Consider the following 16,948-nt stretch of genomic DNA (forward strand, 5'->3'; position numbering starts at 1 on the left):
CCCCGATCAGCTTGCTTTGGCAATGGGGGTGGCGCTTGGCGTGCGATAGCCCTGCGGGTGGCTTTCCCGCCACGCGAACGCAGTCCGCACCAAATCGTCGAGCTTTGTATAAGCAGGCACCCAACCGGTTTCGGCACGCAGCGTGTCGGCACCCGCGACCAGGATCGCAGGGTCGCCGGCCCGGCGTGGCGCGAGGGTGGCGGGGACCGGCCGCCCGGCGATCCGGCCGACCGAGGCGATGATGTCCTTCACCGAATGGCCGCGCCCAGTTCCGACATTGTAGCGCACGCTGCGGTGATCGAGTGCGTCCAGGACGCGGATATGCGCATCCGCCAGATCCTCGACATGGACATAGTCGCGGATGCAGGTGCCATCCGGCGTCTCGTAATCATCCCCGAAGATGGCGAGGGGCGGGCGGCGGCCGAGGACGGCATCGATTGCGAGCGGGATGAGATGGGTCTCGGGATCGTGATCTTCACCGAGCCGGCCGCGCGCGTCGGCGCCTGCGGCATTGAAGTAGCGCAGGCAGGCGCTACGCAGCCCATGCAGCGCGTCGGCCCAGTGCAGCGCCCGCTCGATCATCGCCTTGCTCTCTCCATAGGGCGAGTGCGGATCGATCCGGCAACTGGCGTCGATCGGGATGCGATCTGGCGTGCCGAACAGGTTGGCGGTCGACGAGAGCACGAAGCGCGGAATCCGGTGACGGACGCAGGCTTCCACGAGACGAATGCCAAACAGGCCATTTTCAAGGAGGTAGCGGAAGGGCTGGCGCATGCTCTCGCCCACGAGCGACAGCGACGCGAAATGGAACACGGCATCCCAGGGACCGTCAGCGAGCAGAGCGTCCACCGCCGCTTGATCGCCGAGATCGGCGACCACCAGCCGTGCGCCGGGCAGAACCGCTTCGGCATGGCCGAGCGAGAGATTGTCGAGCACGACAACCTCCGCCTGCTGATCCAGCAGGGCAGCAACGACGTGGCTGCCGACGAACCCCGCTCCACCGGTCACGAGGTAGCGCTTGCGTGCCATGGGGTCTCAGTCCTCCAGGAATTCACGACCTATGTAGCGATGCGCCCAGGGGCCAGCAAATCCATGGAAGGATCAGCGGGGCCACTCCTTTCGGTGATCGCCTCCGCCGAAAGGAGGGGATCAGGCGACACCCGTTCGGCTGGGGCGTGCGGCGGTTGCAGCCTGGGCCGCGCGCCGGACGTTCTCCAGCCGTACGGGAATGCCGTTCGCGTCGAAGAATGCGAGCCAGTGATACTGCTCCGGCGAGAGTTGGTCGTTTTCCGACTTCACCTCCACGAAGCTGTACTCCTCGTCGCGCCACAGCAAGAGATCGGGGAAGCCACGGCTGTGATGGCGGTAATCCTGCGCCATGCGCCGCAACACGGCGGCAAGCGCCGCGGGTTCCAGCCGAGCAAGGGCGAGATCCAGAACGTCACCCAGTTCCGCGCTCCAGCTCAGGAAGGGATTGGCGATGCCCGCCTTCTCATCCAGGCGTTGCGCGACCAGTCGCCGGCTATGCCGGCGATCGGCGATGGCGATGAGGCGCGCCTCGATCGCCTCCTGCCGGCGCGCATAGAAGCCGCGGTCGTAGAGATCGGCCGGCGCCACCTGCAGCGGCGAATGGAACGTGCCCATGCTGGGATCGTAAATGATGTCCCACAGCACGCTGCCGAAGAGCGCGTTCCACAGCCAGTTCTCGCTGTGGATGCCGCTCCAGCCTGTGCGCGCGTAATGGGACAGTGTTGCCTGCTCTACGCTGCCGTCCGTGGTGGTGAGACGGGTGACGCGGCCATCCTTCTGTCGGGCGCGGGCCGGGCTACGGCCCGCATGGCCCGCCATGCGGCGCAGGAGTTCCGAGGCGACGTAGGCTTCGTGCGGGCTCGTCGGGTCCGCCGTCATCCTGGACAGTAGCGCCTGGGCTTCCTCTGTCGCACCTTGCTTGATGAGAAGCCGGGCCAAGCGTTCCCGGGCAGGCGCTTGTGGGCTGGTCCGATACAGGGCGATGGCCTCGCACACTGCCCCCGCACGTTCCAGCCGTCGCCCAAGCCGTTCGACCAGGCGGTCGAGGATAAGCTGGCCTGCCGTCAAGGCTTCTCTCTGCACGCCCTGCGCTTGCCACCAGAGCAGAGTGTCCTCGGCGGGCTGCATGTCCCGCAGGTTGCGAAAGCGCTCGTAAAGACAGGCCATGCGGTAGGCATCGAGCGCAGCCCTGCGATTCGGAAAAATAGGGGCGAGTTGCGCGGTCGCGATCGCCTCGGGAACCACGTAGCCGAGTTCCTTGACGACCAAGTCGGACAGATTGTCGCGTAACGCACCGAAAAAGAGGAAGCGCAGAAAGGGCCAGGGGTCCTCGGGATGCAGCCGGATCACCGGATGATCCCGCAGCAGCTCTGCCCGCCACGGGGGGTGATCCGGCCATGCCGCGAGGTGGCCGAGGAGGTCTGCCCGCCGGAGACCCTGTGGCGCGACACCACGAGGCAGCCGTGCCTGCAACTCGGAGAGGGTGAAGCAAGCCAGCGCTTCCTCTTCCTCGGCGCCGCAGGCCAGCACCAACCCCTCCGCCTGAAGGCTGCCCACGGCCTCGGCGACGGACGGGATTTCCGAGTAGACGAGCTTGTCGAGGCGGAAGAAAGGGCCTCGGCGGTTGACGAGGCGCGCATAGAGCTGGCGGGCCGGACGCTCCAGCTGTGTCACGCGGCGCATATGGGTCTGCTCGGTCTCGTCCAGCAGGAAGCCGTAGCGTTCCGTCACCCCAGCCAGGACCTGCGTGAAGTGGTCCAGATAATAGGGTGGTGGCATGGCGAGGGTCGCCGCACGAGCCTCGGTTTGGTCCGGCGCCTTTTGCTCAGGTTGCATCATGATCGTCCGCCCTCATCCCAGCGCCCTTAGCCTGCTCTTCATCCTGCGAGGGTCCATCCTCAAGGCTATTGCGGGAGAACTCGCGGCCGTCTGTGTCCTCGCCGCCGGTGTGGTGCTGTTGCATGCTTGGCGGCCGGACCTGTTCTCAGGCCTCTCATTGCCGGCCTTTACCGTCCTAGGGCTTGCTCTCTCCATCTTCCTCGGGTTCCGCAACAATGTCTGTTATCAGCGCTGGTGGGAAGCGCGCCGGCAGTGGGGGCAGCTCATCGCGGAGGCGAGGTCCTTTCTGCGGGACGCGGCGGCGCTGCTGCCGGAGGATGCCGAGGTGGCACGCCGCATGGGCTACCGCACGGTTGCCTTCGCTCATGCCCTGCGAAGCCAGTTGCGCAAGCAGGACCCCATTGCTGCCGAGGCATGGCTGCCAGCGATGGAGTGGCAGGCGCTGAAGGGTTGGCGAGGCATGGCGGATGGCGTTCTGCGCTATCAATCCGCGGAGCTTGCCGCCGCTCTCCGGCGGGGGCGGCTGAGCGACATTCTCTATCGCCTCTTCTCGGATCGGTTGAAGGCGATGACGGACATCCAGGCGGCGTGCGAGCGGTTGGACAGTACGCCCACACCCTTCGCCTATACGCTGCTGCTGCATCGCACGGCCTGGCTCTTTTGCCTGCTGCTGCCCTTTGGTCTCGTCACGTCGCTGGGAGTCGCGACCCCCGTTGTGGCGGTGATCGTCGCTTACGCCTTCTTCGGCCTCGACAGCTTGGGTCAGGAGCTGCAGGCGCCTTTCGCGGAAACGGACAATGCTATTCCCCTCGATGCGCTGGTGCGCATCATCGAAATCTCGGTGCTCGAGGTGGTGGGCGGAAAAGCGGTGCCGGAGCCACTGACGCCGGAGAATTATCTCTTGCTATAGGCGAATCGCGGAGCCTGGTCCGAGCGACTGGACGGAACGCTTTCGCCCACTGCGACGGTCGGTCCTGGTCGGGGCCGCCTTGGGTACGCTGACAGGCTGAGACCGCAACGGTAGGCCGCGCTCAGCCTGTCCTCATCCTGAAACGGATCAGACGTCCTTCTTGAGCGAGGGGCTCGCCTTGAAGCGGACGGTCTTGCCGGCCTTCACCTTCACCGGCTCACCGGTGCGCGGGTTCAGAGCCTTGCGGGCCTTCGTCTTCTTCACCGTGAAGGTGCCAAAGGACGGGAGGGTGAAGCCACCCGTCGTCTTCAGCTGATGCACGATGGCATCGACCAGGGCGGTCGCGGCGCGGTTCGCGGCGACGCCCGTGCAGTCGAGGGATTCCTGAAGAACGGAGGCAAGGAAAGCTTTGCTCATAACTCGTGTCCTGGGTTCAATGGACGCCGCCCGTAATGCAGATTCTCAGTCTTCGCAAGCCCCGTCGGCGAGTCTCAAGACACTTACCCTGCAAAACCGGTCTGAGGAAAACTGAGGGCGGCTGGGCCGGTTGTCGCCCCTCAACCGGATGCGGTGCTACGGCACACCCGTCCGATGCGGCGAGCCCTCGGGAGGGTTTCACCGGCAAGGCAGGATCAATTTGCTAAAACAATAAAAAACCCCGCCTCCAGCGGAGGCGGGGTGGAGATCGACGGCCGCGCGTCAGCGGCCGGCTTCGGCCTCGTAGTCCGAAATGGCGGCAACCTTTGCCGCGGAGGCGGAGGTCTCGTCGAACCGGTGTGCAAGCCATTCCTTGACCAGAGCACGGGCGAGCTCAAGGCCGATCACCCGTTCCCCCAGGCACAGCACTTGGGCGTTGTTGCTCAGAACTGCCCGCTGGACGGAGTAGACGTCGTGTGCCGTCACGGCGCGGATGCCGGGCACCTTGTTGGCGCTGATGGCGACGCCGAGGCCCGTGCCACAGATCAGCAGAGCGCGGTCGGCCTTGCCTTCCTGAACCATCCGGGCAGCCGTGACCGCGATATGCGGATAGGCGGTCGTTTCGTTATGGGCGACGCCGACGTCGATGACCGCGGCGACGCGGGGATCCTTGCGCAGGTCGGCGCCGAGCGCGTCACGGAATCGGATGCCGGCGTCATCGCATCCAAGGACGATGGTGAAGGGTGTGTCAGACATCGGTCTCTCCAATCTGTTTCATGACGACGCGGCTGCAGAGCGCGAAGGAGACGGCGCCGGCATCGCGATGGCCCCGGCTCCGTTCGGCGAGCGGCCGCGCACGGCCGAGGCGCGGTAGCAGCGCCGCCGTCTCCTCGGCACCGCGGGTCGCGGCCTCCGCGGCTTGTGCCCAGGCCACGGCAACTGGGGTGCCCTGCGCCAAAGCCGCACAAAGGCAGGTGACGAAGGGATGAAAAGCGTCGACGAGCGTCTTGTCCCCGGGCTTGGCACCCCCGAGCGACTGCACGGCCTGCAAGGCCTGTTCGGCCGCACGGCCGAGAGCTGCGGCATCGGGTGCGGTCTCGTCGCCCAACTGGCGGCTGGCGGCGGCAAGGCCAAGGCCCCAGATCGCGCCTGAGGTGCCGCCGGCACGATCGGCCCAGGCGCTTCCGGCGGCCGCGAGCACGCTTGCCGCGCCGGCTCCCGCCTCGGCGGCGGCACGAGCCGCCTCTGCCGCGGCAGCCGAGCCGCGGGCCATGCCCTGGCCGTGGTCGCCGTCCCCGGCTTCCGCATCGATACGGCCGAGTTCGGCTTCCGCTTCCTTGAGGGCATGGGCGAGCGCGGTGAAGGCCTCGGCGATACGTTGCCCGATAGCCTGCGAGGCGGGGCTGCCCGGAGTGAAGGTGGCCGTCGGCTCTTCCTCGGCCGCGGCGTTCTGAGCCACGGGCCCTGCTTCGATCGTCCCGCGGCTGAAGGCCACCGTATCGCAGGGGGCGCACCAGAAGCGCTCCAACTCCTCGTCCAGCCAGGTTAGGGTGAGGGAGCAACCTTCCATGTCAAGGCTGGTCACGTATTCGCCGACGAGGGGTGCCACGATCGTGCAGCCTGCGGCGCGCAGAGCCGCCGAGACCGAGGCCCAGAGGACGAAGAGCTCCTCCTGCTTGGTGCTGCCGAGGCCGTTGAGGATGGCAGCGACGCGCGAGCCCCCGCCGACAGGCGCTTCCGCCAGCAACCGATCGACCAAAATGCGCGCGAGTTCAGCGGCGGTCACGATGGGCTGTTCGGCGATGCCGGGTTCGCCATGAATGCCGAGGCCGATCGCCATTTGGCCCGTGGGCACGGTAAAGAGTGGCGCACTTACACCGGGCAGGGTGCAGCCACCGAAAGCGACGCCGAAGGAGCGTGTGCGGTCATTGGCGCGGCGCGCGACGGCTTCCACCGTATCGAGGTCGAGACCAGCCTCGGCTGCGGCACCCGCGATCTTGAAGACGGCGACGTCACCGGCGACGCCGCGGCGCTTGCCAGCTTCCTCGACCGACGCGCTTGCCACATCATCGGTAACGGCGAGGGTGCGCGCGTCGATCCCGCGACTGCGCAGCCGCTCTGCCGCCGCGCCGAAATTCAGAACGTCACCGGCATAGTTGCCGTAGCCGAGCAGCACACCGGCACCGCGCTCGGCGCGAGCGGCGACGTCATGCACCAGCCGGGTGGAGGGGGAGGCAAACACGTCGCCCGCCACGGCGGCATCGGCGAAGCCGGGCCCGACATAGCCGGCAAAGGCGGGGTAGTGGCCACTACCGCCGCCGATGACCAGGGCGACCTTGCCCTTGGGCGTGGCGGAGGCTCGCAGCACCCCGCCTGGCGTTGGCCGCACCAGGCGTGCATGCACCTCGCAGAAGCCGTGCAGAGCCCGGGCCGCGAAATCTTCAGGGTCGTCGAAAAGATGGGTCATGGCATGTCCAACCCGTATGACGAAGGGAGGCGCCGCGAGGCGCCTCCCGCGACCGTCACTGCTTCAGCGTGAAAGGTGCGACGAAATCATCCACATTCGCCTTGGTGATGAGGATGCAGTCGAAGAGCTGCTTCTCGGCGGTGGCACCCGTCTTGCCGGTCTTGATGAAGCTATCCGCCTCGTCCACCGCCTTCTTCGAGAAGATGGCGACCGGCTGGAGCACCGTGTACTGCATCTCCCCGGCCTTGATGGCGGCCACCGCATCCGGCGAACCGTCGAAGCCGCCGACCTTGATCTTGTCGAGCTTGCCGGCTTCCTTGAGCGCCGCGATGGCGCCCAGCGCCATCTCGTCATTGCCGCTGATCACGCCGATGATGTCCGGATGGGCCTGCAGCATGCTCTGCATCTTGTCATGGCCCTGGGTGCGGTCCCAGTTCGCGACCTGGGAAGCGACCTTCACGAGGCCCGGATACTGGCTCAGCACCGTTTCATAGCCATTGGAGCGGGTGGCGGCATTGTTGTCGGAGGGGGCGCCGAGCAGTTCGGCATAATTGCCCTGCTGGCCAACGTCCTTCACCCATTCCTGGGCACCGAGAGCCGCACCTTGCGCGTTGTTCGACACGAGCTGTGCCTTCGCCAGACCCTGCTGGTTGATTTCAGCATTGACGAGGAAGACGGGAATGCCAGCGGCAACCGCCTTCTTTACGGCACCGATGGAGCCCGATGCATTGGCCGGATCGAGGATGATGGCCACCGACTTGTTGGTGATGGCGGTGTCGATCAGGTTGCTCTCGGTATTGGTGTCACCTTTGGAGGCAGAGACCGCGGCCTTGTAGCCCAGCTTCTCGGCTTCGGCGGCGGCCACCTGGCCTTCGGTGAGCCAGTAGGGGTTCGCCGGATCGTTGACGATGATGGACATCAGGCCGCCTGCGGCATGGGCCGCCGTCGGCGCCAGCATCGTGCCGGCGAGAACCGGCGCCGTCAGCGCGAAAGCGCTCGCCATCAGGGCCTTGGTCAACTTGGACATAGAGGTTTCCTCTTTTCGTTGAAGGATGGAACGACGCAAGAGCCAGTGCCTCAGCCGGCCTTGGCGGCAGGCTGAGACGTGGAGCCGCCGGCGGCCGCGGGCTTGGCGCGGCGCCGGTATTGGACGGCATTCAGCAACACCGCGAGGACGATGACCCCTCCGGTGAAGACCGTTTGCCAATAGGAGGAGATGCCGATGATCACGAGACCGTCGGACAGGAAGCCGATGACGAAGGCGCCGAGCAGGGTGCCGCGAATATTGCCGCGCCCGCCGGTCAATGCCGCGCCGCCGATCACGACGGCGGCGATCGCCGTCAGTTCGTAGGAGGTGCCAGCCGTCGGGCCCGCAGACGTCAGCTGCGAGGACAGGATGAGGCCTGCGATGGCGGCGCAGAAGCCCGACAGCACATAGACGGAGATCTGCACGCGCTTGGTGGGCACGCCGGACAGTTCGGCGGCACGCTCATTGCCGCCCGAGGCATAGAGCCAGCGGCCGAAGGCCGTGCGGTTGAGGATCAGGCTGCCGATGATCGCGAGCACGATCATCACCAGCACGCCGATGGGCACGCCGCCAAGCCGGTTGAAGCCCAGCCAGTTGAAGCCCGTATTGCCGAGATCGGCTTCGCCGCTGAGATTGTTGTAGGTGAGGCCGTTGGTGATGAGCAGCGCGATACCGCGGACGACATACATGACGCCGAGGGTCGCCACGAAGGCCGGCACCTTGAAGCGCGCGATGAGCACGCCGTTCACCAGCCCCACGAAAGCGCCCATAGCGCAGGCGACGACGACGACGACCCAGACGGCAGGAAACAGCTTCACACCGAGGAAGTGCAGGGTGACGCCCTGCATCAGAAAGCCAGCGACGATGCCCGAAAGGCCGAGGGTGGAGCCCACCGACAGGTCGATCCCCCCGTTCAGGATGACGAGCAGCATGCCGAGGGCAAGAATGGCGTAGATCGCGACGTGCGAGGCCATCGTCAGGAAGTTGCCGACCGAGAAGTAGTAGGGCGACAGGAAGGAGAAGACGATGATGATGGCGATCAGCGCAAAGAAGGCGCGGCCCTTGAGCAGAATCTGCCCGAGATCGAAGCCATCGGCAAAGAGACCGGAGCGACTGCGCTGAAGCGTCTGGCTGGACTGTGTCATGGTGAGTTCCGCTGCTTCTCTGCGATCAGGCGACCACGGCTTCGCCGGAGGCGGCCATGATTTCTTCCTTGGAGACGGTGGAGTCGAATTCGGCAGCGATACGCCCGCGGCTCATGACGATGATGCGGTGCGCGATGCTGAGGCATTCGCCAACTTCGGAGGTGGAATAGACGACGGCGAGGCCGGCTTTGGCGCGTTCCGCAAGCAGGCGGAAGACCTCGGCTTTCGCTCCGATATCGATGCCGCGGCTTGGCTCGTCCAGCATGATGACGTCGGGGTCGGTCGCCAGCATCTTGCCGATGACGACCTTCTGCTGATTGCCGCCGGAGAGAGAGCCGATAGCGGCATCGCCGCCCGAGGTCTTCACCGTCACGGCCTTGATCGAATTCTGGATGAGCGTCCGCTCCAAGCCGGTCGACAGGAAGAGGCCGCGCACGAAGCGCGTGATACTGGCCAGCGACAGATTTTCGCCGACGCTCATGGTCTGTACCAGCCCGTCTCGCTGCCGGTCCTCCGGCACCAGGGCGAGGCCGGCCTCGATCCGCTGGGCGATGGTGAGGTGCGAGACGTCCTGGCCCTTGAGCAGAACCTGCCCGCTCGCCGGCGGCACCCGACCTGCCGCGCATTCCAGCAATTCGGTCCGCCCGGCGCCCATCAGCCCATAGATGCAGACGATCTCGCCTGCCCGCACGTCGAGCGACAGGTGGTCGACGACGAGGCTGCCATCACCGGTCAAACCGGCGACGCTGAGATCGTTGATCGAGAGGGCGACGTCACCAAAGGCGTAGCCATCGGGAGGCGAGCCAAGATCGAAATTTTCACCCACCATGTTGCGGACGATCCATTCGAGATCGATGTCCTTCCGCTCTGCCGTCGCCGTGATGTTCCCATCGCGAAGCACCACCGCAAAATCGGTGATCTGCAGCGCCTCTTCGAGGTGGTGGGAGATATAGACGATGGAGACACCCCGGCTGGTGAGGTCGCGGATGACCTTGAACAGCACCTCGACCTCTGTCGCGCTGAGGGCGGAGGTCGGTTCATCCATGATGAGGATGCGGGAGTTCACCGACAGCGCGCGGGCGATCTCCACGATCTGCTGCTGCCCGAGCCTCAACTCCTCGACCAGGGTCAGCGGGTCGATATCTTCTTCCAGCTCTTCCATGAGGGCGCGCGCCTGGCGCGCTTCTTCGGCGAAATCCACCCCGGTTGGGGTCATGATCTCGCGGCCCATGAAGATATTGTCGCGTACACTGAGATTGGGTGCGAGGCTCAGCTCCTGGTGGATGATGGAAATGCCGCGCGCCCGCGCGTCATTCGTGTCCACGAAGCGGACTTCTTCGCCATCCAGCCAAATCTTCCCTGAGGTCGGGTTCACGATGCCCGACAGAATTTTCATCAGCGTGGATTTTCCGGCCCCGTTCTCGCCGAAGAGCGTCGTGACGCGCCCGCGATGGATGTCGAAGTTCACTCCCTTCAGCGCATGCGTGTTACCGTAGGATTTGACGACGTTCCGGGCAGACAGAACGACCTCGTCCGCAGCGCGGGCATCTCCGCTCATGCTATTTCACCTCGACCTGGACCGGCGTGATGAGCCAGCTGTTCGGCACCACGTACTGGAATGCGCCGACCACGCTGATCGTCTTTCCGGTCAGGGTCTTGGTGTCGATCTTGGCGAGCACCTGCTTCTTGATCTCGTTGTTGAGCGCGGAACCGGCGTTCTGATAGTCGATCTGATTGGTGAACTGGCCGAAGGTCACGGTGCCGGTCGCGTCACGCACCGCCGTGCCGTTGATGGCTGGGCCCATCTGCACGCGCACAATCACGTTGTTCGGTACACCCGGAATGGTCACGTAATAGACGCCGAAGGTCTCCTTGCCGGCGACGCCGGTGAACTTGACGGAATATTCGGTCCCGATCGTCCCCGGGACGCCGTACTTCTTGGCGGCATCATCCGCGTTCTGTGCGATCGCCGTCGCGAGCGTTGCCGCATCCACTGCCCGCTTCTCGATCTCCGACTGGAGTTTCGGAAAGGTCGTCTTCCCGTAGGCCACTGGGTCGAAGGCGCCCGGAGGTGCGGCCGCTTCCGATCCGAGCTTCACCACCTTCACGTTGAAGGCCATGGCGACGATCAGAATGACGGCGGCGCCACCCGCCAGAAGAGGGGTGCGAACGGCGGGGCGGTGGGTGGAGGAGGGAGCGGTCTTGGCGCTCATGGCAACAGGTTTCCTCTCAATAGTCTTGGCTTACGCGCGCGCGCCTTGCAGCGCGCGCCGGTCATCGGCGGGAACCTGGTCGTCCGTCCCAGTCTATGAGGCGCGGGCGGTTCGGCTGCCCGCCGTGTCGCCCTGCTCAGGCCGCGAGACGCGTCGTCAGTCCACGCGCGATCGCCTGCAGGATCATGTCGCAAGAGCAGGCGCCGGCATCGAGCGTGCCGCGCGAGCGTTCGCCGAGGCGGCTCGCCCGTCCGACCTTCGCGATCATGTCCCGCGTCGCCTCGAGGCCGGCGGCAGAAGCGGTGCTGAGGGCCGCCAAGGAGTCCGCGAAGCTGCGGCCCTCGCTTTGGGCCTTTTCGAAGGCGGTTTGCGCCGGTACGAGTACGTCGACCAAAGTCTTATCGCCGGGCTTCGCTTCGCCGAGGCCTTGGACGGCGGCGAGGCCCGCTGTCATCATCTGCGAGAACGCAGCGGCGTCGATTTCGGCACGGGTCTCGATCACCTCGGCCATATCCGTGAAGAACGTGCCATAGAGCGGACCCATGGAGCCGCCGATGTCGCTCAGCAACGTGTCACCCAGAATGTTCAGGCCTTCGGCAAAGGAAAACTCGCCTTTCGCGCGCAGTTTCTCACCTGCGAGCCGGAAACCCTTGCCCATGTTCACGCCATGATCGCCGTCGCCGGTCTGGCCGTCGATCTCGCTCAGCCGCCCCTGTTCGCGAACGATCACTTCGACGAGATCGAAGAGGATCGGGGCCGCCTCGGCCTGTGTCACGCTGGTTTTCACAGACCGAGTTCCCGGCGTGCGTGATGTTGCTGACCCATGGGCGTCCTCCGAACCTTACCGCATTGATTGATTGGCATTTTGCCATATGCTGCGCAAATGTCAACCATACGGAGCACATGCGCAGCAAGTGCGCCTTGTCTACGGTGAAGGCGGAGGGCATCAGTGGGGCGTAAGAGCCGGAATCACCCTCCACGCCGCAATCTTTGGCGCGGCATATGGAAACCTAAGCGATGTGCTTGGGCGTTCTTGGGAGCGACAGCCTGAATTTTTGCTCTGCACAATGAGCCGATGTGCGCCGCTAAGCGGCGCCATGGGATCAGTGGAGGCGATGGAGGCCAGCGTCGACCGCTGTGCAGCGCCACAGGCTCGCCCTGAGCTCGGCCGAGGAAAAGAACTGGCCGCTCTCCGCAAGGGCGATCACCAGGCGGTTGGCGCTGTCGCAGCCTGCGATCGTGGCGAACTCCACAGTGAGAGTCGCCAGCATGTCGAAGGCTTCCTCGTGGCGCTCCTGCTGTTGCAAACGCAGAACAGCGAGCAGGCAGGCTTCGTCGGCGCTCACCTGCGGGTTGCACACGCAATGAACCGCGAGGTTGCGCCGCGCGCCATAGGCGAGAGCCTGCATGAAGCGATCCAGCTGTCGGGTGCCCTCGGGCGCGCCGAGGCTGTGGAAGACCTGGCTGATCTGCGGCACCGTGTCCTGCTTGCGGCATTGACCCAAGACCCAGGCGCGCATCGTCCAGAGCAGAGCGTGATCCAGAGCCGGAAGATCGTCACAACGACTGGCCAGAGTTCCGAAACCCATGGGCGTGTCTTTCCTGTTGGGAGGGATGATCCAAGAAGGGGGCGGGCGAGGGATGCGCCTCTGGCCAGGGTGGAGGCAGCCAGTGGCCGGCCGCCGCAAGCACTGCGCCGAGCAGCGTGACGGCGTCGCTGATGCAATCGCGCGCCGCGTGGTGGGCGTCGAGGCGCGACAGTTCCATCGCCACACGCGAAGCGTCACTGGCCTGCGCCGCCGAAGTTGCGCGCACAAGAATCCGCTCCTCGGTGGTGATACCGAGATGGCCGGGGTTCGCGAGATCCAAGCCGGCGCCCCGCTGGGCCCGCACCATGGCGTCGGCATGGCGCAGGCAGCGGAGAGGCGCCTCGAAATCACCGCGCCCCCAGGCTGTTTCACGTCCGGGGGTCTGTGCGAAGGGTGAAGGACGCCGCTGGCGCAGCCGCCTGATCGCCCACAGGGCAAGCTGTTCGGGGCGGCTCGAGGTATCCGCCGGGTCACGCATCATCACGTCTCGCGGAGCCGCCGACGCTGGGTCGGTGGTCCCAATGAGGAACGGAGGGGGTAAGACAGCCGATCATCGGCCATTTCTCCTTCACCAGTCCGCGCGATGCGGGGCTTATACATGCGAACGAGTTTCAATCGCATCCTATGTCTCTGGTTCGGTGCGGTCAATGGATGCAAATGAGAATGAATTTCAATTAATAGGCGAGTGGGAGGCATGGATTCCTGGAAAAGGTAGGCCCACCCCATAGACCAGAGTGCAGCCAATGTGGCGCCTCTTCCGGCCAATTGCTTTGGCCGGAAGCCCATGCCAAAACTCCTTCGCGCTCGCAGAAAATGAGCACAGGCACTGGCGTTCGGTTCTCACGTACCGCTGGCAAGGATATGACCATGGCCAATGACAAAATGAAGTCGCAGATGGCGCAGAAGGGGGGCTTCATTGCCGCCCTCGATCAAAGTGGAGGATCGACGCCAGGGGCGCTTCGCCAATATGGCATTCCCGAGACCGCCTATAGCGGTGATGCCGAAATGTTCCAGCTCATGCATGAGATGCGTGTGCGCATCATGTCCGCTCCGGCCTTTACCGGGGACAAGGTGATCGGTGCCATCCTCTTCGAGAAGACCATGGATGGGGAGGCCGAGGGCAAGCCGGTCCCCTCTTTCCTGTGGGAAGATCGCGGCGTGGTCCCCTTTCTGAAGGTGGACAAGGGGCTGGAGGCTGAGGCCGACGGGGTGAGCCTGATGAAGCCGATGCCCGGCCTGGATGCACTGCTCGATCGTGCCGCAGAGCTTGGCGTCTACGGCACCAAGATGCGGTCGACGATCCATCTGCCCTCGCCCACGGGGATTGCGGCCATCGTGCAGCAGCAGTTCGAAATTGCGGCTCAGATCTCTCGTCATGGCCTGATGCCGATCATCGAGCCGGAAGTGCTGATCAAGAGCCCGGACAAGCCGGGCGCAGAGGAACTGCTTCGCGCCGAAATTCTCAAGGCGCTGGAAGCGTTGCCGGCGGGTGAACAGGTCATGCTCAAGCTGACGATCCCGAGCGTGCCGGATTTCTATCAGCCGTTGGTCTCGCACCCGAAGGTTGAGCGGGTCGTCGCCCTATCCGGCGGGTATTCCCAGGATGAGGCCTGCAAGCGCCTGGCTAAGAACCACGGCATGATCGCGAGCTTCTCCCGCGCTTTGACCGAGGGGCTCACTAAGTCCATGAGCGATGCCGAGTTCAACGCGGCCATCGGCGAATCCATCGACAAGATCTACAAGGCCTCGACACAGAAGGCCTGAGCCCGGATGTCGTAGGGACGAGAAGGGGGCTTTCGCCCCCTTTTTGTGTCCGGATCCAAGATATCCGGTCAGGCGACCAGATAGCCACCGTCTACCGGCAGGATCACGCCGGTCATGAAGCCTGCCGCAGGGCTACAAAGAAAGGCGACCGTCTCAGCCACGTCTTTCGGTGCGCCCCATCGGCCGAGGGGCGTGCGCTCCAGAATAGGCTGCGCCCGGGCTGGATCGTCCTGCAGCGCCTGGGTCAGCGGCGTTGCGATCCAGCCGGGGGCCACCGCATTCACGCGAATCCCCTCCGCCGCATAAGCAAGAGCCAGGGATTTGGTGAGCTGTGCCACGCCGCCCTTGCTTGCGGCATAGCCGGGCGCCAAGGCGCCGCCGAAGTAGCTCAACATCGAAGCGGTGTTGACGATGCATCCGTGTGCTTCCGCCAGCTTCACCCGTGCTGCGGTGCAGACGCGCATCGTCCCGGTAAGGTTGACGTCGATAACCTGTTCGAAGATCTCAGGTCGATGTTCCTCGCCCCGGCGAATGATGCCCGCGCAATTGACGAGGATGTCGAGCCTGTCGAAGCCCTGCACCAGAGTGTTCACCGCGGCACCGTCTGTGACGTCGAGATGCCGCAGCGAGACCTGTGGAGGCGCAGGCCCCTCTCCAAGCTCCAATCCCGCGGCCGTCACGGTGGCGCCGAGTTCGGTAAGACAGGCCACAATCGCGGCGCCAATTCCTGTCGTACCGCCCGTGACGAGCGCGACCTTGCCCTGGAAGAGGCCGGTCTGAAAGGTCATGGGCGAAGCCATTGGTCTTTGCTTAACGGATGAACTGCTCGACATATTCGGCGCCGAGCCCGACTGCCGCGTAATGGGCGCGGCACATCTCGATCTTGGTGAAGACGTCTTCGTAGCCGGTATGGTTGCCCCAGGGGTCGACGTAATACATGCAGCCGTTGACCTGGAAGTAGGTGATCATTTCATCCACGCCCTCGTCTACGACGAGCGTGTGGATCTCTCCCGGCGGTTCGAAGGCATAGGACCCTTCGGTCGCCACCCAATCATGTTCCAGATAGCGCCAACTACCCTTGAGCACGAAGGCATGGACGGGGCCAGGGTGCCGATGGCGGCTCAGTACCCCCGATTTGCGCACCCGCAGCAGGTTCATCCAGTAGCCGGCCGATCGGTTGAGGCAGAGCGGCCTGAAGGAGACCTGCTCCGCCTGGGGCACCCAGACGCGCTCGTCTTCCGGGATGGCAGGCGCGACCAGAAGATCGGGCACCATGCCGGCGGGCTGCGGCTTTTGATAGGGCATCCTGCGCAGCCGCTCGCCCTCGGCCGCAGAATGACGTAGCGCGTCCTCGTCCGAACGGCCGCGGTCTTGATGTGCTGAGTCCGTCATTCGGCGTTTCCCCTTGGCACGATGCTCGCGTGGGGGCCGCACTGCTGTCAACGCGGGTGCGCGCACGCCTACGCGAGCGAAGCAGCGCCCCGGCGGCGCCGCTCCGTTCGGAGGATTACGCAGGGCGGCGGGTCGGGGGCGCCATGAACTCGGGACCGATCGGGGCCGGCACCGTGCTGTCCAAAATCCGGTCGATTTCGGCTTGAGTCTCCGCATCGAGCCTCCACCCGTCGACCTCGGCGATCGCATCCAACTGCGCCGGCCGCCGCGCACCCCAAAGGGCAATGGTCGGGCCTTGGTCGAGCACCCATCGCACCGCGAGCGACAGCACCGTCTTGCCGAAGCGGTCCCGCGCCAAGCTATCGAGGGCGCGCACCGCCGCCACATAGTCCGGCAGCGTGTCGGGCTGGAATTTCGGATCGTTGCGCCGGAGGTCATCCCCTTCGAAGCGCGTCTCGGCGGTGATCCGCCCGCTGAGAAGGCCGCGGCACAAGGCGCCGTAGCTGAGAACGGTCAATCCTTTTGCGGTGGCATAGGGCAGCACATCGGCCTCGATCCCGCGCTCGAAGAGATTGTAGGGCGGCTGATCGGCGTCCAGCCGCACGAATTCGGAGAAGGTCTCCATCTGTTCGGGGGAGAAGTTGCTCACCCCGATGGCCCGGATCTTTCCCTGTTCCTGCAGTTTTCGTAGCGTTTCCGCAGTCTCGTCAAACGGCGTTTCGAAATCCGGCCAGTGCACCTGGTACAGGTCGATTACATCTGTCTGCAGCCGACGCAGACTATCCTCGATCTCTTGCGCGATGCGGCCCCTGCGGGAATCCCGGAAGACCTTCCCATCTTTCCAAGCGAGGCCCAGCTTGGTCGCGATCTGCGCCTTCTGGCGCAAACCGCCCTCGGCCAGTGCCCGGCCGACGATCTCTTCGGAATGGCCGAACCCGTAGACGGGCGCGGTATCGATGAGCGTTACGCCCCGTTCGATGGCGGAGCGGATCGTCGCGATCGCCTCGCGTTCGTCCGATCCGCCCCACATCCAGCCCCCGATCGCCCAGGTGCCCAAGCCGATCCGGGAGGTTCTGACGCCGCTGCGCCCAATCTCGATGGTTTCCAAAGGTATGTCCTTCCGTCTCGTGGGAGTGCACCCTGGATATAAGCGGTT

At 64.9% G+C, this 16,948-nt stretch carries 17 protein-coding genes; 2 read left to right on the forward strand and 15 right to left on the reverse strand.

The features are described from left to right. Positions 1-6: 6 nt before the first annotated feature. Together galE and ACYQ6W_RS03825 are read right to left on the reverse strand one after the other, a co-directional pair. Positions 7-1,029 (reverse strand): UDP-glucose 4-epimerase GalE, encoded by a 1,023-nt coding sequence (galE, locus tag ACYQ6W_RS03820; RefSeq protein ID WP_459673672.1) that lies wholly within the window; start codon positions 1,027-1,029, stop codon positions 7-9. A 120-nt stretch (positions 1,030-1,149) separates the two neighbouring features. Then, on the reverse strand, positions 1,150-2,868 hold the full coding sequence (locus ACYQ6W_RS03825; RefSeq protein ID WP_459673675.1) for a VRR-NUC domain-containing protein: 1,719 nt from the start codon (positions 2,866-2,868) through the stop codon (positions 1,150-1,152). On the opposite strand from ACYQ6W_RS03825, the gene ACYQ6W_RS03830 reads away from it, so the two are divergent. Continuing rightward, positions 2,867-3,778, forward strand: a complete 912-nt coding sequence (locus ACYQ6W_RS03830) for a bestrophin family protein (protein ID WP_459673676.1) — start codon at positions 2,867-2,869, stop codon at positions 3,776-3,778. The genes ACYQ6W_RS03825 and ACYQ6W_RS03830 overlap by 2 nt on opposite strands. A 147-nt stretch (positions 3,779-3,925) precedes the next feature. Here ACYQ6W_RS03830 and ACYQ6W_RS03835 read toward each other — a convergent pair whose 3' ends face one another. The 10 genes from ACYQ6W_RS03835 to ACYQ6W_RS03880 all read right to left on the reverse strand — a co-directional run bounded on the left by ACYQ6W_RS03835 (position 3,926) and on the right by ACYQ6W_RS03880 (position 13,117). Next, complete coding sequence (locus tag ACYQ6W_RS03835) at positions 3,926-4,195, reverse strand: HU family DNA-binding protein (RefSeq protein WP_459673677.1); 270 nt, start codon at positions 4,193-4,195, stop codon at positions 3,926-3,928. A gap of 282 nt (positions 4,196-4,477) precedes the next feature. Beyond that, positions 4,478-4,951, reverse strand: coding sequence for a ribose-5-phosphate isomerase (locus ACYQ6W_RS03840; RefSeq protein WP_459673678.1), 474 nt, complete (start codon positions 4,949-4,951; stop codon positions 4,478-4,480). Beyond that, positions 4,944-6,662, reverse strand: a complete 1,719-nt coding sequence (locus ACYQ6W_RS03845) for a dihydroxyacetone kinase family protein (protein WP_459673679.1) — start codon at positions 6,660-6,662, stop codon at positions 4,944-4,946. The genes ACYQ6W_RS03840 and ACYQ6W_RS03845 overlap by 8 nt, the downstream gene beginning before the upstream one ends. A gap of 55 nt (positions 6,663-6,717) precedes the next feature. Continuing rightward, positions 6,718-7,689, reverse strand: a complete 972-nt coding sequence (locus ACYQ6W_RS03850) for a substrate-binding domain-containing protein (RefSeq protein ID WP_459673680.1) — start codon at positions 7,687-7,689, stop codon at positions 6,718-6,720. A 50-nt stretch (positions 7,690-7,739) separates the two neighbouring features. Then, the gene (locus ACYQ6W_RS03855) at positions 7,740-8,834 is read right to left on the reverse strand and encodes an ABC transporter permease (protein ID WP_459673681.1); all 1,095 of its coding nucleotides are present in this window, start codon (positions 8,832-8,834) and stop codon (positions 7,740-7,742) included. Between the two features lie 25 nt (positions 8,835-8,859). Beyond that, entirely contained in the window at positions 8,860-10,392 is a 1,533-nt protein-coding gene (locus tag ACYQ6W_RS03860; RefSeq protein WP_459673682.1) for a sugar ABC transporter ATP-binding protein, read from the reverse strand. 1 nt (position 10,393) lies between these two features. Then, positions 10,394-11,047 (reverse strand): DUF2291 family protein, encoded by a 654-nt coding sequence (locus ACYQ6W_RS03865; protein ID WP_459673683.1) that lies wholly within the window; start codon positions 11,045-11,047, stop codon positions 10,394-10,396. A 136-nt stretch (positions 11,048-11,183) separates the two neighbouring features. Beyond that, positions 11,184-11,834 (reverse strand): dihydroxyacetone kinase subunit DhaL, encoded by a 651-nt coding sequence (gene dhaL, locus ACYQ6W_RS03870; RefSeq protein WP_459673684.1) that lies wholly within the window; start codon positions 11,832-11,834, stop codon positions 11,184-11,186. Between the two features lie 316 nt (positions 11,835-12,150). Further along, on the reverse strand, positions 12,151-12,636 hold the full coding sequence (locus tag ACYQ6W_RS03875) for a hypothetical protein (RefSeq protein ID WP_459673685.1): 486 nt from the start codon (positions 12,634-12,636) through the stop codon (positions 12,151-12,153). Further along, complete coding sequence (locus ACYQ6W_RS03880) at positions 12,605-13,117, reverse strand: hypothetical protein (RefSeq protein WP_459673686.1); 513 nt, start codon at positions 13,115-13,117, stop codon at positions 12,605-12,607. Before ACYQ6W_RS03880 ends, ACYQ6W_RS03875 begins: the two co-directional genes overlap by 32 nt. A gap of 386 nt (positions 13,118-13,503) precedes the next feature. On the opposite strand from ACYQ6W_RS03880, the gene ACYQ6W_RS03885 reads away from it, so the two are divergent. Continuing rightward, the gene (locus ACYQ6W_RS03885; RefSeq protein WP_459674044.1) at positions 13,504-14,400 is read left to right on the forward strand and encodes a fructose bisphosphate aldolase; all 897 of its coding nucleotides are present in this window, start codon (positions 13,504-13,506) and stop codon (positions 14,398-14,400) included. Between the two features lie 68 nt (positions 14,401-14,468). Here ACYQ6W_RS03885 and ACYQ6W_RS03890 read toward each other — a convergent pair whose 3' ends face one another. The 3 genes from ACYQ6W_RS03890 to ACYQ6W_RS03900 all read right to left on the reverse strand — a co-directional run bounded on the left by ACYQ6W_RS03890 (position 14,469) and on the right by ACYQ6W_RS03900 (position 16,906). Then, positions 14,469-15,188, reverse strand: coding sequence for an SDR family NAD(P)-dependent oxidoreductase (locus tag ACYQ6W_RS03890; protein ID WP_459673687.1), 720 nt, complete (start codon positions 15,186-15,188; stop codon positions 14,469-14,471). A 22-nt stretch (positions 15,189-15,210) separates the two neighbouring features. Further along, a complete protein-coding gene (locus ACYQ6W_RS03895; RefSeq protein WP_459673688.1) occupies positions 15,211-15,792 on the reverse strand; it encodes a 2,4'-dihydroxyacetophenone dioxygenase family protein in 582 nt (193 codons plus the stop codon). A gap of 115 nt (positions 15,793-15,907) precedes the next feature. Next, positions 15,908-16,906, reverse strand: a complete 999-nt coding sequence (locus ACYQ6W_RS03900; RefSeq protein WP_459674045.1) for an aldo/keto reductase — start codon at positions 16,904-16,906, stop codon at positions 15,908-15,910. Positions 16,907-16,948 lie beyond the last annotated feature (42 nt).

This window comes from Acidisoma sp. 7E03, from assembly GCF_054665075.1.

Coding starts and splice junctions, on each gene's coding strand:
- ACYQ6W_RS03895 (WP_459673688.1), bottom strand. CDS start 15,792: ATGACGGACTCAGCACATCAAGACCGCGGCCGTTCGGACGAGGACGCG.
- ACYQ6W_RS03860 (WP_459673682.1), bottom strand. CDS start 10,392: ATGAGCGGAGATGCCCGCGCTGCGGACGAGGTCGTTCTGTCTGCCCGG.
- ACYQ6W_RS03835 (WP_459673677.1), bottom strand. CDS start 4,195: ATGAGCAAAGCTTTCCTTGCCTCCGTTCTTCAGGAATCCCTCGACTGC.
- ACYQ6W_RS03840 (WP_459673678.1), bottom strand. CDS start 4,951: ATGTCTGACACACCCTTCACCATCGTCCTTGGATGCGATGACGCCGGC.
- ACYQ6W_RS03890 (WP_459673687.1), bottom strand. CDS start 15,188: ATGACCTTTCAGACCGGCCTCTTCCAGGGCAAGGTCGCGCTCGTCACG.
- ACYQ6W_RS03875 (WP_459673685.1), bottom strand. CDS start 12,636: ATGGGTTTCGGAACTCTGGCCAGTCGTTGTGACGATCTTCCGGCTCTG.
- ACYQ6W_RS03830 (WP_459673676.1), top strand. CDS start 2,867: ATGATCGTCCGCCCTCATCCCAGCGCCCTTAGCCTGCTCTTCATCCTG.
- ACYQ6W_RS03845 (WP_459673679.1), bottom strand. CDS start 6,662: ATGACCCATCTTTTCGACGACCCTGAAGATTTCGCGGCCCGGGCTCTG.
- ACYQ6W_RS03880 (WP_459673686.1), bottom strand. CDS start 13,117: ATGATGCGTGACCCGGCGGATACCTCGAGCCGCCCCGAACAGCTTGCC.
- ACYQ6W_RS03865 (WP_459673683.1), bottom strand. CDS start 11,047: ATGAGCGCCAAGACCGCTCCCTCCTCCACCCACCGCCCCGCCGTTCGC.
- ACYQ6W_RS03850 (WP_459673680.1), bottom strand. CDS start 7,689: ATGTCCAAGTTGACCAAGGCCCTGATGGCGAGCGCTTTCGCGCTGACG.
- ACYQ6W_RS03885 (WP_459674044.1), top strand. CDS start 13,504: ATGGCCAATGACAAAATGAAGTCGCAGATGGCGCAGAAGGGGGGCTTC.
- ACYQ6W_RS03825 (WP_459673675.1), bottom strand. CDS start 2,868: ATGATGCAACCTGAGCAAAAGGCGCCGGACCAAACCGAGGCTCGTGCG.
- galE (WP_459673672.1), bottom strand. CDS start 1,029: ATGGCACGCAAGCGCTACCTCGTGACCGGTGGAGCGGGGTTCGTCGGC.
- ACYQ6W_RS03855 (WP_459673681.1), bottom strand. CDS start 8,834: ATGACACAGTCCAGCCAGACGCTTCAGCGCAGTCGCTCCGGTCTCTTT.